This window comes from Pantoea brenneri (genome assembly GCF_038594305.1).
GTDB classification, from domain to species: domain Bacteria; phylum Pseudomonadota; class Gammaproteobacteria; order Enterobacterales; family Enterobacteriaceae; genus Pantoea; species Pantoea brenneri.
Genome location: NZ_JBCGBG010000005.1, coordinates 62,660 through 79,185, shown reverse-complemented (window position 1 = coordinate 79,185; position 16,526 = coordinate 62,660). Strand labels below are relative to the sequence as shown.

Here is a 16,526-nt window from a genome sequence, read left to right as displayed (position 1 = left end):
ATTACATTCCGGAAGTCAGAGTAATGAACAGGGGTAACGATAAAATACACAGAATCGAACTTAACAGCAGCACGGCTTCAGCATCCGGCGACTGCACACCGAAGCGGTTACCAAACACCACGCCAAAGAAGCCGGCTGACAGCGCAATCATCAGAATCGCAGTAATCGCCACCGGACCACTCAGACCCAGCGCCAGCACCAGACCCCAGGCAATAAAGGGCTGAATCAGCAGTTTGGTAATCGTGCCGACACCAACCACGGCGTTGAGTTTCAGTTTACGCGCAGAGAGGATCACCCCGGTCAGGAACAGCGCGGCTGCGGTCGCCGCCAGGCCCAGCGGTTTAATCGCCGCCAGCACCAGATCCGGCATTTTAACGCCCAGCGCTGACAGCACCACACCAATCAACGGACCCATCACGATCGGTTTCTTTACTGAACGCCACATCAGGATCGGCAGCATGGTCAGCGTTGAACCGTGTGCGGTTCCCGCCGCAAAGGCTTTTTCGCGTTCCAGAATCAGCAGGCACAGCGGCGTCAGCAGGACTGAACCACAGGCAATGGATACCGCTACAGAGAGCGAAGTTGTTGGGTTTTCACCCAGAACGCTGGCAAGAATCGGCAGGCCGAGTGCAGCGTAGTTTGGCAGCGCAACGGTCAGCGTCAGCACTGCGGCATCCTGCGGCGACTTTTTGAAAATTTTAGTCGCGGCAAAATAGATACCCGCGTAGGTGATCCACATGGCACCGGTAAGCACCACGATTAACGGCCATTGCGCCACGATGCCTGGCCAGGGGGTTTGTACTGTCGCGCTGAACAGGGCAGCGGGCAGGGCAAAATCCATTACAAAAATATTAAGCAGTGAAACGTCTTTGTTGTTGACCATTCCAGCCTTACCGGCCCAGAAACCCAGCAGCATGATCACAAAGATTGGAGCAAGGGCATGAACAATTATATAAATCATAAATCACCTGTATTTTAAGAAGAATTCTTGGCTAACACGATGTTTATAATTCTAAAAGCGGCCCTTATTGCGGGGCGGTCATCCGCCCCGTCCAGGCCGTTTCCGGCAGGTTTTTTTGTTTTGTAGTCGGGTTTACCAGCTGGCGCGCATCCGCTCACGGACCAGCGAGGAGCTGCGGCGATTTTCAGCGCCCAGCCGGTTTTTCAGGCTCGGATCCTGACGGGCATCAGCGATAGCTTTCTGCAGGGCAATCTCAACCATCGCCAGATCGGCATCTGACGGTGCATCAGGATCGGCCACGGTCAGCAGGTCAGACAGCAGGCCCAGGGTGTGGAAGTTGCTGACGTCATAGGCCATCGGTGGAATGGTGGCCGCCAGTTTTTCCAGCGCGTCGACGGTACGCAGCGTGATGCGCGCAGCGGACTCTTTGCCCATTGCATGCACCAGCACGCCCTGGTCGTTGAGCGCGATCAGCCGGTTCGCCTGATAGCCGTGCGCCAGAAATGCGCCGGACATCGCTTTACCGACAATCAGGCCAATCACCGGATGACCGGCCAGACGGGCTTTCGCATAGGCACCGGCGGCACCGGCCAGCGCCTGGTGAATACCAAACGCCTCTTCACGGCGGCCATAAGCCTGACTCGGCACATCGATCACTGCCACAATCGGACGTTTCACCGCGCTGTTGCTGTCAGCGTCGATGGTTTCATTTACCACTTTCGCCAGCGTCCAGCCTTCCAGCAGGCCGACTTCACCTCTGGCGGCACGGGGATAGTGATTGTCTGCGTCAGGGACTACGGCGATAAAGCGGACGCTTTCGCCATTAAGTTCGCCGTCAGCGACCTGAACAGAGGGGCACAGCCCACTCAGGCGTTGCGCATCGGGTGCGAGTTTTGCCAGCCATGTTGCACCGCGGCTGTTGGTCTGGGTCATTATTTATCCTCCCGGGCGAAAAGCTGTTTAATCGTAGCGGTATCGGCCTGCTGACGGGTGTCGAAGTTGCTCAGACGTGGCAGGAAATCCGCATATTTATCACTGCGATGCTGCGCCGGTACGCCTTTGGCAATGAAGTCATTCATGGCAGTTTTAACCGCATTGACGCCATCGCTGACCAGCGCATCCACCAGGCCGCTGGCGTAGCGGATTTCGCCGCCGGTCATGCTCCAGATAAACGGACGGTCGCGAGAGTCATACTCTTCAATGCCCGCTTCCTGCTCGATAACCTGTGGTCCGTTAAGGCCGAGGCGTGCTTCGCGTGTCACGATCAGGTAGCTGCAGAGCGCGGCAGCGATAGACATGCCGCCAAAACAGCCGACGGTGCCGGCAATGATGCCGATAACCGGGGTATAACGACGCAGGTCGACAATCGCCGCATGGATGTCGGCAATCGCCGCCAGTCCCAGATTAGCCTCCTGCAAACGGACGCCGCCGGTTTCGAGGCACAGCACCGCCTGAGTCGGTATTCCGTTGCGATTGTCTTCAGCGGCCAGTTCGAGCGCCGCGGCCATTTTCGCGCCGGATACTTCGCCCATGCTGCCGCCCTGGAAGGTGCCTTCGATGGCAATCACCACCGCCGGCTGACCGTTCAGCGTACCGCGTGCCACCACCATGCCGTCATCGGACTGTGGCACCACACCCTGCGGTGCCAGCCACGGCGACATAATGCCTTCGAAGGGATCCAGCAGTTCGCGATAGCTGCCGTCGTCCAGCAGCGCACGCGCACGCTCACGGGCACGTAATTCAATAAAACTGGCATCGTTACGCATGGCTCACCTCTTCAAATACCTGTTCAATACGGATACGCGCGACGCCGGGCGTTGCGCCAAAGTCGTGAATAACCAGCTGTCCGGCAGGCAGGCCGCTGATTAAATTCAGGCGGTCAAACAGCGCCTTCCAGCGGGCGTCGCTGTTATCCAGTGAAGTGGTGATATCAATATTCAGCGTTTGCCCTTCGGTTGCGGTGTACAGGACTTCCATATCACCGGAACCAACGACCCCTGCCAGGGCTTTACCGCTGAGTGCGCGGTTAGCAGGGAAAGATAATGTGATGTGTTCCATAACGACCTCTAATTAAAAGAGTGGTTGGTGGCCGGACATACCCTGTCGACAAACAGCGTAGCGGCCAGCAAATCGGCGGCACCGCCTGGGGATGCGTTCAGTGCCAGCATGCGGCGATCCAGACGGGCGAGGGCGGCCTGACCTTCAGCGGTACCGCAGCCACCGGCCAGCAGCACCGCGCGGGCACCGCGCTGCATGGTTTCCAGTCCGGTCATGCCGGCGCGTGACAGCACGCAGGTATCGCTGAGTGAGGTCATGATCGCCATCAGCGCATCCAGACGGGCTTCGCTTTCGCTGGCACCGGCTGCCCGGCTGCGCAATAACTGCGGCAGCGCCAGCTGCATCACGTGAGGAAAAGCCTGTTGCGCCTCCTCACGTGCGCCGGGTACCTGATAGCGGTGACTCGCTTTCAGCCCCTTGCTGAACACTTTCGGTGCCGCCCGATCGGGCAGGCTTGCCAGCATTGCGGCTGTCTGCGTCAGGCTGTCAGCCGTGGCGTGTCCGCCGTGCATTGCGGCCGCGCTGACCAGCAGACCCAGCGCCCAGATAGCACCACGATGGGTATTCACGCCGCCGGTGGCCGCCATCATCTGCCGCTCGCCCTCACGTCCCAGACGACCCACCGTTTCGCGCAGGGCGATGTCGGCTGGCCGCATCCAGCTCTGACGGGCCAGCGCCAGGAAGGTTGGCACCAGGCTTTCGGCGGAACGCTCCATCAGGGCCAGCGTCAGGTCCTGATGCGCCCCGTTTCCCCGACTGTCGACCAGACCCGGCTTGGGACTCAGCCGCGCTTCATCGGTCAGACAATCGCGCGCTGTGATCGCCAGCAGGCTGGCCTGCGCCTCGGGTTGAGTCTGCGACAGGAGTTTCATTACCAGCTCCGGAATTTTGCCGGTGGGTTATAAAGACCGCCCGACCATTCAACCAGGTCTGAGACACTGCTGGCGGCGAGCAGCGAGCGGGTCGCATCTGAACGACGGATGCCCATGTCTTCCGGATAGACGACTTTGCCGCTTTTACGCAGGGCTGCTACGCGTGCCGCATCAACGCCAAGACCGATATCGGTAATCCCGGCCACCGCAGCGACCATGGCGCGGCGCTCTTCAAGACTTTCTGCCCGATAGAGATAGGCAATACCTTCTTCGGTCAGCACGTGGGTAACGTCATCGCCATAAATCATCACCGGTGCCAGCGGCATGCCGGTCGATTTTGCGACCTCTACCGCATCCAGCGTTTCAACGAAGGTAGGTTTTGCACCGGCCTGGAAGGTTTCAACCATCTGAACCACCAGTTTTTTACCGCGCTGCATCGGATCTGGCTCGGTGATCATATTGAGCCAGGCGGGCGAAGCATGGCGGCGGCCGTGCGGATCGTGGCCCATGTTAGGCGCCCCGCCGAAGCCGGAAAGGCGACCGCGGGTCACGGTAGAGGAGTTCGCCAGCCCATCAACCTGTAAGGTTGCGCCGATAAACATATCAACCGCGTACTGGCCTGCCAGCTGACAGAAGGCGCGGTTAGAGCGCATAGAGCCGTCGCTGCCGGTGAAGAAGATATCGGGGCGGGCGCGAATGTACTCTTCCATGCCCAGCTCACCGCCGAAGCAGTGCACGCTCTCAACCCAGCCGCTCTCAATCGCCGGGATCAGCGTCGGATGCGGGTTCAGCGTCCAGTGCTTACAGATTTTGCCTTTCAGGCCGAGTTGTTCACCGTAGGTTGGCAGCAGCAGTTCAATCGCGGCGGTGTTAAAACCAATGCCGTGGTTAAGCGACTGCACCTGGTGTTCAGCGTAGATCCCTTTGATCGCCATCATCGCCATCAGGATATGTTCCTGCTTGATCAGGCGTGGGTCGCGGGTAAACAGCGGTTCGATAAAGAAAGGTTTGTCCGCCACCACGATATAGTCGATCCAGGAACCGGGGATGTCGACGCGTGGCAGGTCGGTTTCGTCATCGACCAGTTCATTCACCTGAGCAATCACGATACCGTCACGAAACGCGGCAGCTTCTACCAGCGCCGGCGTATCTTCGGTGCTTGGGCCGGTATACAGATTGCCTTTACGGTCAGCTTTATAACCGGCAATCAGCGCGACGTTCGGGCTCAGATCAACGTAGAGGCGGGAATAGAGTTCGATATAGGTGTGAATCGCGCCTATTTCCAGTTGTCCATCTTCTAACAGCTGGGAAATACGCAGGCTTTGCGGGCCGGAAAAAGAAAAATCGAGTTTGCGGGCGATACCTTTCTCGAAAATATCAAGATGTTCGCTGCGGCCGACGCTCGGCATAATCATATGCAGGTCGTGGACTTTGGCTGGATTAACTTCCGCCAGGGTACGCGATAAAAAATCTGCCTGTTTCTGGTTATTACCTTCCAGCACGACCCGGTCACCGGGCGCAATCAATTTTTCAAATGCTTCAACAGCTCTTTCAGTAGGAATGACTTTGCCATCAACAGGGAAGGATGCCAGACGCCGCGCTTTCTCACTGCGGCGTGTGTTCCATTCCCGGGCAGGCGTTTGGCCTGTGTTCATTTCAACCTCCTGATTAAAATAACGGATATGTCGTTTTTGCTGAGAGAAGTCTGAACTTTCTGGTTGCATGGTTCAATTAAGCAAAACACGCGAACGTTAGATTTTAAGTAACGATGAGCACGGCGTGGCCGGGATAACCGAAACATGAAAGATTGAGTTTAGGCGGTAATTCAGAAATTAAATGAATAAATATTGATCGGGGTTAATATTGGCGTGAATCTGACAGGATTAATAAAAATTTAATAAAAAGGAGATCTTCTGCTAATGCGGCTTAATAGCGGTGACCGCATGACAGTTATATTACCGTTAAATAACCTCAGCACTGACGTGACAATTCGCGACTGACGCTTACCGCGAAAGCCTGTTGCCGTAACCCGGTTGCGGCAGTTAAAAAAAGCAGGCCGGAGCCTGCTTTTTTCCGTGTTGCCTGATTATGACGCCAGTGACAGCGTGGGTTTGGCTTTCTGCGCCAGCCATTCTGCCACACGGGCCTGCTGCTCTTTGCTCAGCCACATGCCCTGCTTGGTACGGCGCCAGATGGCATCGTCAACTTCACGCACCCATTCATGCTGTACCAGGTAACGTAATTCGGCCTCGTAAAACTCATGACCAAAATTCTCACCCAGATCGTCCAGACTCTTCGCGCCGGCTAACAGCGTTTCGGTGTTGCTGCCGTAGGTACGGGCGAAGTGGCGCGCCATATTTTCGCTAATGAACGGATAACGGCGACGCAGGCTGGCGGCGTAATCTTCACGGGTACCGGAGATATTACCGCCCGGCAGCACGCAGTTCTTCGTCCAGGCCGGACCGGCATTCGGGTAGTACTTCGCCAGTTTCTCCAGCGCATGTTCCGCCAGCTTACGGTAGGTGGTCAGCTTGCCGCCGAACACCGACAGCAGCGGTGCCTGGCCGTTATCGTCACGCACATCCAGCGTGTAATCACGGGTAATCGCCTGCGGTGAATCGGATTCGTCATCACACAGCGGACGCACACCGGAGTATGACCAGACAATATCGTCCGTGGTCAGCTGCTTTTTAAAGTGGCCATTGAACACTTTCAGCAGGTAGTCGGTTTCGCTGTCGTCGATGTGAACGTTTTTCGGATCGCCTTTGTACTCCACGTCAGTGGTGCCGATGATGGAGAATTCATCCATCCACGGGATCACAAACACGATACGGTTATCTTCGTTCTGCAGAATGTAAGCCTGCTTCTCGGTATGCACGCGCGGCACCACGATGTGGCTGCCTTTGATCAGGCGAATGCCATACGGCGATTTTAACTTCAGGCTGTCGTCGAACAGCTGTTTAACCCACGGGCCTGCCGCGTTGACCAGGCCTTTAGCGCGCCAGGTGTAGGTTTTGCCGCTGTCGACATCTTCCGCTTCGACCATCCACAGGCCGCCTTCACGCCAGGCGCGGGTGACGCGGGTACGGGTACGCACTTCACCGCCACGCTTCACCACTTCCTGCGCATTCAGCACCACCATGCGGGCATCATCTACCCAGCAGTCGGAGTATTCGAATCCGCGCGTGATTTCTGGCTTCAGGGCCGAATCCGCGCCAAAACGCAAGCTCTTACTGCCTGGCAGACTGGTTCGTTTACCCAGATGGTCATACATAAACAGGCCGGTACGGATCATCCAGGCCGGACGCAGATGCGGGCGGTGCGGCAGGCGGAAGCGCATCGGGAAAGCGATATGCGGGGCCATTTTCAGCAGCACTTCACGTTCGGCCAGCGCTTCACTCACCAGACGAAACTCGTAGTGCTCCAGGTAACGCAGGCCACCATGAATCAGTTTTGAACTGGCGGAGGAGGTCGCGCAAGCCAGGTCCCGCGCCTCCAGCATCAGCACCGACAGTCCGCGTCCTGCAGCATCTGCTGCAATGCCGGCACCGTTGATGCCGCCGCCGATCACGATCAGGTCTTTGGTTTCCACGTCATCTCCTCCGATGTTCGGAATAGTTCATTAATGTTCGTTTTCGAGCATAATCATAATCGCAAACCAACATTGATGCCAGCTTTTAACCAGGTAAAAACAATTTTGCGTGATATAGCTAACATTCTGCCGGGGAAAAAATTACAAAGCCGCAATGATTGTCAGGTTATAGGCGCTGATTCTCGGGTTACACTAGGCGCCATTGTGACGATGTTATGAGAGACACCATGGAAACGTTTGAATGTATTAATGTGCAGCAGGCGCAGGACCGTCTGGCGCAGGGTGCCCTGCTGGTCGATATCCGTGACCCACAAAGCTTTGCCCTCGGTCACGCCGCCGGCGCACTGCATCTGACCAACAGCAATCTCAGCGACTTTGTTGCCGGCGCGGACCATAGCCTGCCGGTGCTGGTGATGTGTTATCACGGCAACAGCAGTAAAGGCGCCGCACAATTTCTGCTGGGCCAGGGATTCAGCGCCGCCTATAGCATTGACGGCGGGTTTGACTCCTGGCGTGCCGCTTTTCCCCAGCAGGTTGCTCACGGCAGCGAATAAATTGCCGCTCGTCACATGGAGAGTTACTGATGCGCATTACCCAATTTAACCAACCGCGCATGGCGCAGGCGTTTGTTGACTACATGGCAACGCGCGGCGTCACGCTGCGTATTGAACGTGAAAGCCACTACGTCATCATGCTGGATGATGAAAGTCAGCTGGAGATGGTCGAAAACGAACTTCAGCAGTTCGTGCAGGATCCTAACCATCCGCGCTATCAGGCGGCGAGCTGGCACAGCGGCAAAACGGACAGCGGCTTACGCTATGAGCGCAGCAACATCTGGGCCAACATCCGCGAGCGTGCCGGTCCGCTGACCATGACGGTGATGCTGCTCTGCATTGCGGTGTTTATCCTGATGCAGATCGTCGGCGATCGCACCGTGATGTCCTGGCTGGCGTGGCCGGACACCGATCAGCATCTTGAGGTCTGGCGCTGGTTCAGCCATGCGCTGCTGCACTTTTCACTGCTGCACATCCTGTTCAACCTGATGTGGTGGTGGTATCTGGGCGGCGCGGTAGAGAAGCGGCTCGGCAGCGGCAAGCTGTTCGTGATTATGCTGATCTCCGCGCTGCTGAGCGGCTGGATGCAGGCCAAATTCAGCGGCATCTGGTTTGGCGGTCTGTCGGGCGTGGTGTATGCGCTGATGGGCTATTGCTGGCTGCGCGGTGAACGCGATCCCGACAGCGGCATCTATCTGGAACGTGGATTGATCGGCTTCGCGCTGGTCTGGCTGGTGATTGGCTGGTTTGGCGCGTTTGGTCTGGCGATCGCCAACGCGGCGCACGTCGCCGGTCTGGTGGTCGGCTTAGCCATGGCGCTGGTCGATACGCGAAAAATCGCGCGCCGTTAGTCGCGGCATTTCAGGAATAAGCGAGAAAACAGGAGAGGAACGTGAAGCAGACGCAACGTCATGACGCGATTATCGATTTAGTCCGACGTCAGGGATATGTCAGTACTGAGGAGCTGGTGGATCATTTCGAGGTGAGCCCGCAGACCATTCGTCGCGACCTGAACGATCTGGCCGATCAAAATAAGATTCAGCGCCATCACGGCGGCGCGGCGCTTCCCTCCAGTTCTGAAAACACCGCCTGGCACGATCGTAAGATGATGTTGTCGGCGGAGAAAGCGCGGATTGCGCAGCGGGTGGCCAGCCAGATCCCGGATGGTGCCACGCTGTTTATTGATATCGGCACCACGCCAGAAGCGGTGGCGCATGCGCTGCTGAACCATAACGATCTGCGGGTGGTGACCAACAACCTGAACGTGGCGATGCTGCTGATGGGGAAACCCGATTTTCGGGTCATCATCGCCGGTGGCGAAGTGCGTACCCGTGACGGGGCGGTAATGGGAGAAGCCACGCTCGACTTCATCTCTCAGTTCCGCCTTGATTATGGCATTCTCGGCATCAGCGGAATCGATATGGATGGCTCACTGCTGGAGTTCGACTATCACGAAGTGCGTACCAAGCGCGCCATCATTGAAAACTCACGCTGCGTGATGCTGGTTGCGGACCACTCTAAATTTGGCCGTAACGCGATGGTTAACCTCGGCAACATGAACCTGCTGGATCATCTCTACACCGATAAAATGCCGCCAGCCAGCGTGATGAAGGTGATTGAGCAGCATGAGGTCCACCTCGAACTCTGCTGATTTCCGCCCTCGCCAGCTGCCCGGCTGGCGTTTTTGTTTGATTGCTGTCGCTTTTTTCCCCACTCCCGTCTTTACTTAACACGTCGCTGGCACCCTGTTGCCAGCCCGTGCGCTTGCTCGTTTTGCTTCACCTCATTGCGTAACAGAAGGGAGTGATATGCCGCAGCAAAAATTCAATAAAGCCCGTTTCAACGCCGCACTAACCCGTCAATGGCAACACTTAGGTCTCACCTCCGCACAACAGATGACCACGCACCAGTGGTGGCAGGCGATTAGCGCTGCGCTGGCGGAATTACTGGCTGCGCAACCGGCTCCCCGCGTCTCTGAGCGGCAGCGCCACGTCAATTATCTGTCGATGGAGTTTCTGATCGGTCGCCTGACCGGCAATAACCTGCTCAATCTTGGCTGGTATGACGACGTAAAAGCGCTGCTGGCTGGGCAGCAAATCGATCTAACTGAACTGCTGGAGCAGGAGGTTGATCCGGCGCTCGGCAACGGCGGGCTGGGTCGACTGGCGGCCTGCTACATGGACTCCATGGCCACCGTCGGTCAGTCGGCCACCGGCCACGGGCTCAACTATCAGTACGGCCTGTTTCGCCAGTCGTTCGATCAGGGACAGCAGATTGAAGCGCCGGATGACTGGCAGCGCGAACGCTATCCGTGGTTCCGCCACAATGCGGCACTGGATGTTGAGGTGGCGATGGGCGGCAGCGTGGAGAAACTGGAGCAGGGCGGCGTACGCTGGCAGCCCGATTTTTATCTGCGCGGCGAGGCGTGGGATCTGCCGGTTACCGGCTACCGCAATGGCACCACGCTGCCGCTGCGTTTGTGGCAGGCGACCAGCGCCCATCCTTTCGATCTGACCCGCTTTAACGACGGTCAGTTTTTGCAGGCGGAGCAGCCCGGCATTGATGCGGCAAAACTGACGAAGGTGCTGTATCCCAACGACAACCATCAGGCGGGCAAACGCCTGCGCCTGATGCAGCAATATTTCCAGTGCGCCTGTGCGGTGGCCGATATTCTGCGCCGTCACCATCTGGCGGGGCGCAGCATTCATAGTCTGCCCGATTTCGAAGTGATTCAGCTTAATGATACCCATCCGACCATCGCCATCCCGGAAATGCTGCGGCGGTTGCTGGACGAGCATCAACTGAGCTGGGATCAGGCCTGGCATATCACCAGCCGGTTATTCGCCTACACCAACCACACGCTGATGCCCGAAGCCCTGGAGCGCTGGGATGAAAAACTGATGCGCAGCCTGCTACCGCGTCACATGCTGATCATCAAAGAGATCAATCAGCGCCTGAAAAAGCAGGTGAAGCAGCGCTGGCCGGATGACAAAGCGCTATGGCACAAGCTGGCGGTGGTGGCGGACGGTGAGGTGCGCATGGCGAACCTTTGCGTGGTCAGCGGTTTCGCGGTAAACGGCGTGGCGGCGTTGCATTCCAGCCTGGTGGTGACCGATCTGTTTCCGGAGTATTACCAGCTGTGGCCGCAGAAATTCCATAACGTCACCAACGGCATTACGCCGCGCCGCTGGTTAAAACAGTGTAACCCGGCGCTGGCGTCCCTGATTGATGACACGCTGAAGGTGGAGTGGGTCAATAACCTCGATGCGCTCAAAGGGCTGGAAGCCTATGTCGACGATCCGGCGTTTTGTCAGCGTTACCGCAGCATCAAGCAGCAGAATAAAGCGCGGCTGACCGACTACATCGCACGGCACACCGGCATTATCGTCAACCCGGATGCGATGTTCGACGTGCAGATCAAGCGGTTACATGAGTACAAACGCCAGCATCTCAGCCTGCTGCATATCCTGCACTGCTATCAGACCCTGCTTGATAACCCGGACGATGCCCGCTTTATTCCGCGCGTCTTCCTGTTTGGCGCCAAGGCGGCTCCCGGCTATTACCTCGCGAAAAATATTATTTACGCTATCAATAAAGTGGCGGAAGTGGTCAACAACGACCCGCGGGTCGGCGACAAGCTCAAAGTGGTGTTCATTCCCGACTACCGGATCACCGTGGCGGAGATGATGATCCCGGCCGCGGACTTATCTGAGCAGATTTCCACCGCCGGTTATGAAGCGTCCGGCACCGGCAATATGAAGCTGGCGCTGAACGGCGCGCTGACCATCGGCACGCTGGACGGGGCTAATGTCGAAATCGCTGAACAGGTCGGCGAGGAGAATATCTTTATCTTCGGTCATCGCGTTGATGAGGTGAAAGCGCTGAAAGCCGCCGGGTATAACCCGAAAAAAGTGCGCAAGCAGAACAAGGGGCTCGACGCGCTACTCAAATCACTGGAGAAGGGCAAATTCAGCGGCGGGGACAAACAGGCGTTTGACCTGATGCTGGCGAGCCTGACCAAAAACGGCGACCCGTGGCTGGTACTGGCAGATTTTCAGGCCTACATCGAGGCACAGCAACGCGTGGAAGCGCTGTGGCGCGATCCGCTAAGCTGGACCCGCGCCGCCATCCTCAACACCGCGCGAACCGGCATGTTCAGCTCGGATCGCGCGATTAGTGATTATCAGCAACGTATCTGGCAGGCAGCACGCTAAGGAGCAGCATGAAACAGAACTCACTTGATCAGGCCGCCCGTGCGGCCGGTATTTCACTGGATTACATTAACGTTAACGGCGAGAAAGAGGCGATCAGCGACGACACCAAACGCGCGTTGCTGGCGGTGATGGGCGATCCTCATGATGCAAAGAAGTCACCCTTACCGCCGGTCGCGGTCTTCAGCGGCAGCGGTAAACGTCAGCTCACGCCGCAGGGTAGCGGTGTTTATCACTGGCAGCTCCAGACCGAGAAGGGCAAGCAGCTCAGCGGTGAACTGACGGCCGGCGAATCCTTTACGTTGCCAGGTCCGCTGGCGCAGGGCTATCACCAGCTGACGCTGAGTAAGGGAAAAAAGCAGTGGCAGACCCGCATCATTGTCACGCCGCGCCGCTGCTATCTGCCGCCGGCGCTGGAAGCGGGCGAGAAGCGCTGGGGCGCACTGGTACAGCTCTATACGGTTCGTTCGGCGCAGAACTGGGGCATCGGTGACTTCGGCGATCTGCAGACGCTGCTGGAGCAGCTGGCGGCCCGCGGCGGCGATTTCGTCGGGCTTAATCCGCTGCATGCGCTCTATCCGGCCAGCGCCGATTTTGCCAGCCCCTACAGTCCGTCGTCGCGTCGCTGGCTGAATATTATCTATATCGACGTGGGTCAGGTGGTCGACTTCCAGCAGAGCCCGGCGGCGCAGAAGTGGTGGAAAAGCGCTAAAACGCAGCGGGCGCTGAGCAAAGCGCGTGAGGCGGAGCTGGTCGATTATGAAGCGGTGATGGCGCTTAAGCTGGCCGCGCTGCGCCTCGCCTGGGCACACTTCCAGGCGCGGGATGCAGAGAGCGAAGATAAACAGTCGTGGGCTGCCTTTGTCCGTGAGGGCGGAGACAGCCTGCGCTATCAGGCGGCCTATGATGGCATACAGCTTGAGCGGCGGGCGGGCAATGCGCAGCACTGGGGCTGGCCCGCGTGGCCGGAAGGCTGGCGTAACAGCCAGTTGCCGGAGGTGCAGCACTGGTGCGAGCAGCACCAAGAGGAAATTGCCTTCTGGCAGTGGTTGCAGTGGCTGGCACAGCAGCAGTTCTCCCGCTGCTGGTCGCGCAGCCAGGCGCTGGGGATGAGCGTGGGTCTTTATCGCGATCTGGCGGTCGGCGTGGCGGAAGGCAGTGCTGAAACCTGGCACGATCCGGAGCTGTATCGTCTGCAGGCGTCGATTGGCGCGCCGCCCGATCGCCTCGGTCCGCTGGGTCAGTACTGGGGCCTGCCGCCGATGGATCCGCACGTGATGCAGGCGCGAGGTTATCAGCCGTTTATCGACATGCTGCGCGCCAATATGCGCGATTGCGGCGCGTTACGAATCGACCATGTGATGTCGCTGCTGCGCCTCTGGTGGGTGCCGGCCGGAGAAACGGCCGATAAAGGTGCCTACGTGGCCTATCCGGTTGATGATCTGCTCGGCATTCTGGCGCTGGAGAGCCACCGGCTGCGCTGCATGGTGATCGGGGAGGATCTTGGCACCGTACCGAAAGAGATCGTCAGCCTGCTGCGTAAAAGCGGGGTGTTTTCATGGAAGGTGCTGTGGTTCGAGCAGGAGAAAAACGGCAGCTATCGCGCTCCCGCAGCCTACCCGCGCCAGTCAATAGCCAGCGCCAGTACCCATGATTTGCCAACGCTGACCGGGTTCTGGGAGCAGGGCGATCTGTCGCTGGGCGAGAAGATTGGCCTCTATCCGGGTGATGCGGTTAAGGCGCTGCATCAGCAGCGGGCAGAACAGAAGCAGGCGCTGCTTGATGCGCTGCATCAGGCGGGAGCGCTACCGGCCCGCAGTCCAAAAAAAGCCGATAAGCTGGCGATGACGCCGACGCTGAACCGGGCGATACATCGCTTCCTGGCCGATACCGACAGCGCCCTGCTGGGCCTGCAGCCGGAGGACTGGCTCGGGATGACTACGCCGGTAAATGTGCCGGGCACGGTTGAGCAATACCCCAACTGGCGGCGCAAACTGAGTAAAACGCTGGAAGAGATGTTTGCTGACGAGGAAGTGAATAAGCTGCTTAACGCGGTCAGCCAGCAGCGTAAGCCTGGCTGAACAGATCAGCGCGACAGCCGGGCTGTCGCGCGTGATCATCAATAGAACGAGTGCTCACCGCGCTGGTGCTCGGTGATATCGCGTACGCCTTTCAGTTCCGGGAAGGCGGCCAGCAGCTCTTTCTCGATGCCATCTTTCAGGGTGACGTCGATCATTGAACAGCCATTACAGCCGCCGCCGAACTGCAAAATGGCGTAACCGTCATCGGTGATCTCCATCAGCGACACGCGACCGCCGTGGCCAGCCAGCTGTGGGTTGATCTGCGCCTGCAGCAGATACTCAACGCGCTCTACCATCGGCGCATCGTCAGAGACCTTACGCATTTTGGCGTTAGGCGCTTTCAGCGTCAGCTGCGAACCGAGGTTATCGGTGACGAAATCGATTTCAGCGTCTTCCAGATAGGGCGCGCTCAGTTCGTCAACGTAGGCGGAGAGCTTTTCGAACTTCAGCTCGGTATCCGTCGCTTCAACCGCATCGGGTGGGCAGTAAGAGACACCGCATTCGGCAGTTGGCGTACCCGGGTTAATCACGAATACGCGAATCTGGGTGCCATCTTCTTGTTTGGATAGCAGTTTGGAAAAATGCTCTTGGGCAGAATCAGTAATTCGGATCATGTCGATTGCTCAATAGTTGACTAATTTAGTTGGTTATAATACGCCCATCAATGACGCTCTACAAGGTACGGCACAGGCACCAGATCTGCACGCTGGCCGCTCCCTGCGCCAGTAACAGGCGACTGATTTCTTCTACCGTGCTGCCGGTGGTGACCACGTCATCCAGCAGGGCGATATGGCGTCCGTGCACCGCCATTTCAAGGCGGAAGGCACCGCGAAGGTTTCTGCGGCGCTGGCGGGCGTTCAACTGATGCTGTAACGCCCCCTGTCGCTGACGATGTAATCCCATCCCCCGCTCGCAACCCAGCCAGTGCGCCAGCGGCGCGGCCAGCAGATCGGTTTGATTGTAGCCGCGCTGCCAGCATCGTCGCGGGTGCAGCGGGACCGACAGTAGCAGGTCAGGGCGTGGCAGGTTGCCACGTCGGTAGCTATCCTGCCAGCTTAGCAAAAGCAGCCGCGCCAGCATCACCCTGAGTGCGGTAACGCGAGAAAATTTGAGCTGATTAACCCAGCGACTGAACGGCGGACGGTAGCTGTTTACGCAGATCAGCGCCTGCCAAGGCGGCGGCTTCAGCAGACAGCGTCCGCAGGGCAGCCGCAGGTTACCGGCTGGCAATCCGCAGCGCGGGCAGAGCCGCGGCAGGGCGGGCAGCTGACGTAAACAGAGGCTGCACAGACCGTGTTGCGCGATTCGCAACGGCAACCGGCATAGCCAACACAGGGCAGGCATTGATAGCATAGCGACCTCCTTATCACTTTCGGGATAGTAACTGATGACGTCGCTTTACTGGCACACCTGTGGAACAGGGAATGTGGATCTTGTGCTACTGCACGGATGGGGACTGAATGCGGAAGTCTGGCAAAGCATTATTCCGCGACTCAGCTCGCACTATCGCCTGCATCTGGTCGATCTGCCTGGCTATGGCCGCAGTCAGGCGTTTGGCGCGCTGACGCTGGACGAAATGGCGCAGCAGTTACTGCCGATGCTGCCTCCGCAGGCGATCGTCGCAGGCTGGTCGCTGGGCGGTCTGGTGGCAACCCAGCTGGCGCTGAACGCGCCGCAACGGCTGCGTGCGCTGATTACCGTGGCATCCTCTCCCTGTTTTACCGCCAATGCAGAGTGGCCAGGTATTAAACCCGACACGCTGCAAAATTTTCAGCAGCTGCTCAGCAATGATTTTCAGCGCACGGTCGAGCGCTTTCTGGCGCTGCAAACCCTGGGAACAGAGACCGCCCGGGCCGATGCGCGCCGCCTGAAAGAGGTGGTGCTGTCGCAGCCAATGCCATCGGTGGCGGTGCTGGATAGCGGACTGGATATTTTGCGGCAGGTCGATCTGCGCAGCGCGTTGCCGCAGATATCGCTGCCGTTCCTGCGGCTGTACGGCGCACTGGATGGTTTAGTGCCGCGCAGCATTGCTGCCCGCCTTGATCAGACGCTGCCCGCTTCGCCTTCGCGGGTGATAGACAAAGCCGCCCACGCGCCTTTTATTTCCCATCCGGAGGCGTTTTGTCAGCAGATTATGAATTTCATCAACGATTTGCCGACATAATTGCGCCGGTGACTGGCAAATTTGCCGGTAGCG

General features: G+C 58.2%; 15 protein-coding genes. 6 read left to right on the top strand and 9 right to left on the bottom strand.

Going from position 1 to position 16,526, the window contains the following annotated elements:
* Window position 1: 1 nt before the first annotated feature.
* From AABB92_RS17770 to glpD, 7 genes are all read right to left on the bottom strand, one after another.
* Window positions 2–961: an AEC family transporter gene (locus AABB92_RS17770; RefSeq protein WP_031375637.1), complete on the bottom strand. Its 960-nt coding sequence runs from the start codon at window positions 959–961 to the stop codon at window positions 2–4.
* A gap of 132 nt (window positions 962–1,093) precedes the next feature.
* The gene (mdcE, locus tag AABB92_RS17765) at window positions 1,094–1,894 is read right to left on the bottom strand and encodes a biotin-independent malonate decarboxylase subunit gamma (RefSeq protein ID WP_031375638.1); all 801 of its coding nucleotides are present in this window, start codon (window positions 1,892–1,894) and stop codon (window positions 1,094–1,096) included.
* Complete coding sequence (locus AABB92_RS17760; RefSeq protein ID WP_031375639.1) at window positions 1,894–2,727, bottom strand: biotin-independent malonate decarboxylase subunit beta; 834 nt, start codon at window positions 2,725–2,727, stop codon at window positions 1,894–1,896. The genes mdcE and AABB92_RS17760 overlap by 1 nt, the downstream gene beginning before the upstream one ends.
* The gene (gene mdcC / locus AABB92_RS17755; RefSeq protein WP_031375640.1) at window positions 2,720–3,019 is read right to left on the bottom strand and encodes a malonate decarboxylase acyl carrier protein; all 300 of its coding nucleotides are present in this window, start codon (window positions 3,017–3,019) and stop codon (window positions 2,720–2,722) included. The genes AABB92_RS17760 and mdcC overlap by 8 nt, the downstream gene beginning before the upstream one ends.
* 8 nt (window positions 3,020–3,027) lie before the next feature.
* Window positions 3,028–3,891, bottom strand: a complete 864-nt coding sequence (locus AABB92_RS17750) for a triphosphoribosyl-dephospho-CoA synthase (protein ID WP_046289364.1) — start codon at window positions 3,889–3,891, stop codon at window positions 3,028–3,030.
* Entirely contained in the window at window positions 3,891–5,546 is a 1,656-nt protein-coding gene (gene mdcA / locus AABB92_RS17745) for a malonate decarboxylase subunit alpha (RefSeq protein ID WP_031375641.1), read from the bottom strand. The genes AABB92_RS17750 and mdcA overlap by 1 nt, the downstream gene beginning before the upstream one ends.
* Before the next feature lie 431 nt (window positions 5,547–5,977).
* The gene (gene glpD, locus AABB92_RS17740) at window positions 5,978–7,483 is read right to left on the bottom strand and encodes a glycerol-3-phosphate dehydrogenase (RefSeq protein ID WP_031375642.1); all 1,506 of its coding nucleotides are present in this window, start codon (window positions 7,481–7,483) and stop codon (window positions 5,978–5,980) included.
* Window positions 7,484–7,710: 227 nt separating this feature from the next.
* On the opposite strand from glpD, the gene glpE reads away from it, so the two are divergent.
* The 5 genes from glpE to malQ all read left to right on the top strand — a co-directional run bounded on the left by glpE (window position 7,711) and on the right by malQ (window position 14,329).
* On the top strand, window positions 7,711–8,037 hold the full coding sequence (glpE, locus tag AABB92_RS17735) for a thiosulfate sulfurtransferase GlpE (protein WP_031375643.1): 327 nt from the start codon (window positions 7,711–7,713) through the stop codon (window positions 8,035–8,037).
* A 29-nt stretch (window positions 8,038–8,066) separates the two neighbouring features.
* Entirely contained in the window at window positions 8,067–8,888 is an 822-nt protein-coding gene (gene glpG / locus AABB92_RS17730) for a rhomboid family intramembrane serine protease GlpG (protein WP_031375644.1), read from the top strand.
* Between the two features lie 41 nt (window positions 8,889–8,929).
* Entirely contained in the window at window positions 8,930–9,688 is a 759-nt protein-coding gene (locus AABB92_RS17725) for a DeoR/GlpR family transcriptional regulator (protein WP_031375645.1), read from the top strand.
* Between the two features lie 157 nt (window positions 9,689–9,845).
* Window positions 9,846–12,251 (top strand): maltodextrin phosphorylase, encoded by a 2,406-nt coding sequence (gene malP / locus AABB92_RS17720; RefSeq protein WP_031375646.1) that lies wholly within the window; start codon window positions 9,846–9,848, stop codon window positions 12,249–12,251.
* Window positions 12,252–12,259: 8 nt separating this feature from the next.
* Complete coding sequence (gene malQ / locus AABB92_RS17715; RefSeq protein WP_031375647.1) at window positions 12,260–14,329, top strand: 4-alpha-glucanotransferase; 2,070 nt, start codon at window positions 12,260–12,262, stop codon at window positions 14,327–14,329.
* Between the two features lie 38 nt (window positions 14,330–14,367).
* Here the strand turns inward: malQ and nfuA are convergent, their stop codons facing one another.
* Both nfuA and gntX read right to left on the bottom strand, forming a co-directional pair.
* Window positions 14,368–14,943: a Fe-S biogenesis protein NfuA gene (nfuA, locus tag AABB92_RS17710; protein WP_031375648.1), complete on the bottom strand. Its 576-nt coding sequence runs from the start codon at window positions 14,941–14,943 to the stop codon at window positions 14,368–14,370.
* A gap of 58 nt (window positions 14,944–15,001) precedes the next feature.
* Window positions 15,002–15,682, bottom strand: a complete 681-nt coding sequence (gene gntX, locus AABB92_RS17705) for a DNA utilization protein GntX (RefSeq protein ID WP_031375649.1) — start codon at window positions 15,680–15,682, stop codon at window positions 15,002–15,004.
* Between the two features lie 34 nt (window positions 15,683–15,716).
* On the opposite strand from gntX, the gene bioH reads away from it, so the two are divergent.
* A complete protein-coding gene (bioH, locus tag AABB92_RS17700; protein ID WP_031375650.1) occupies window positions 15,717–16,493 on the top strand; it encodes a pimeloyl-ACP methyl ester esterase BioH in 777 nt (258 codons plus the stop codon).
* The last annotated feature ends 33 nt before the right edge of the window (window positions 16,494–16,526 follow it).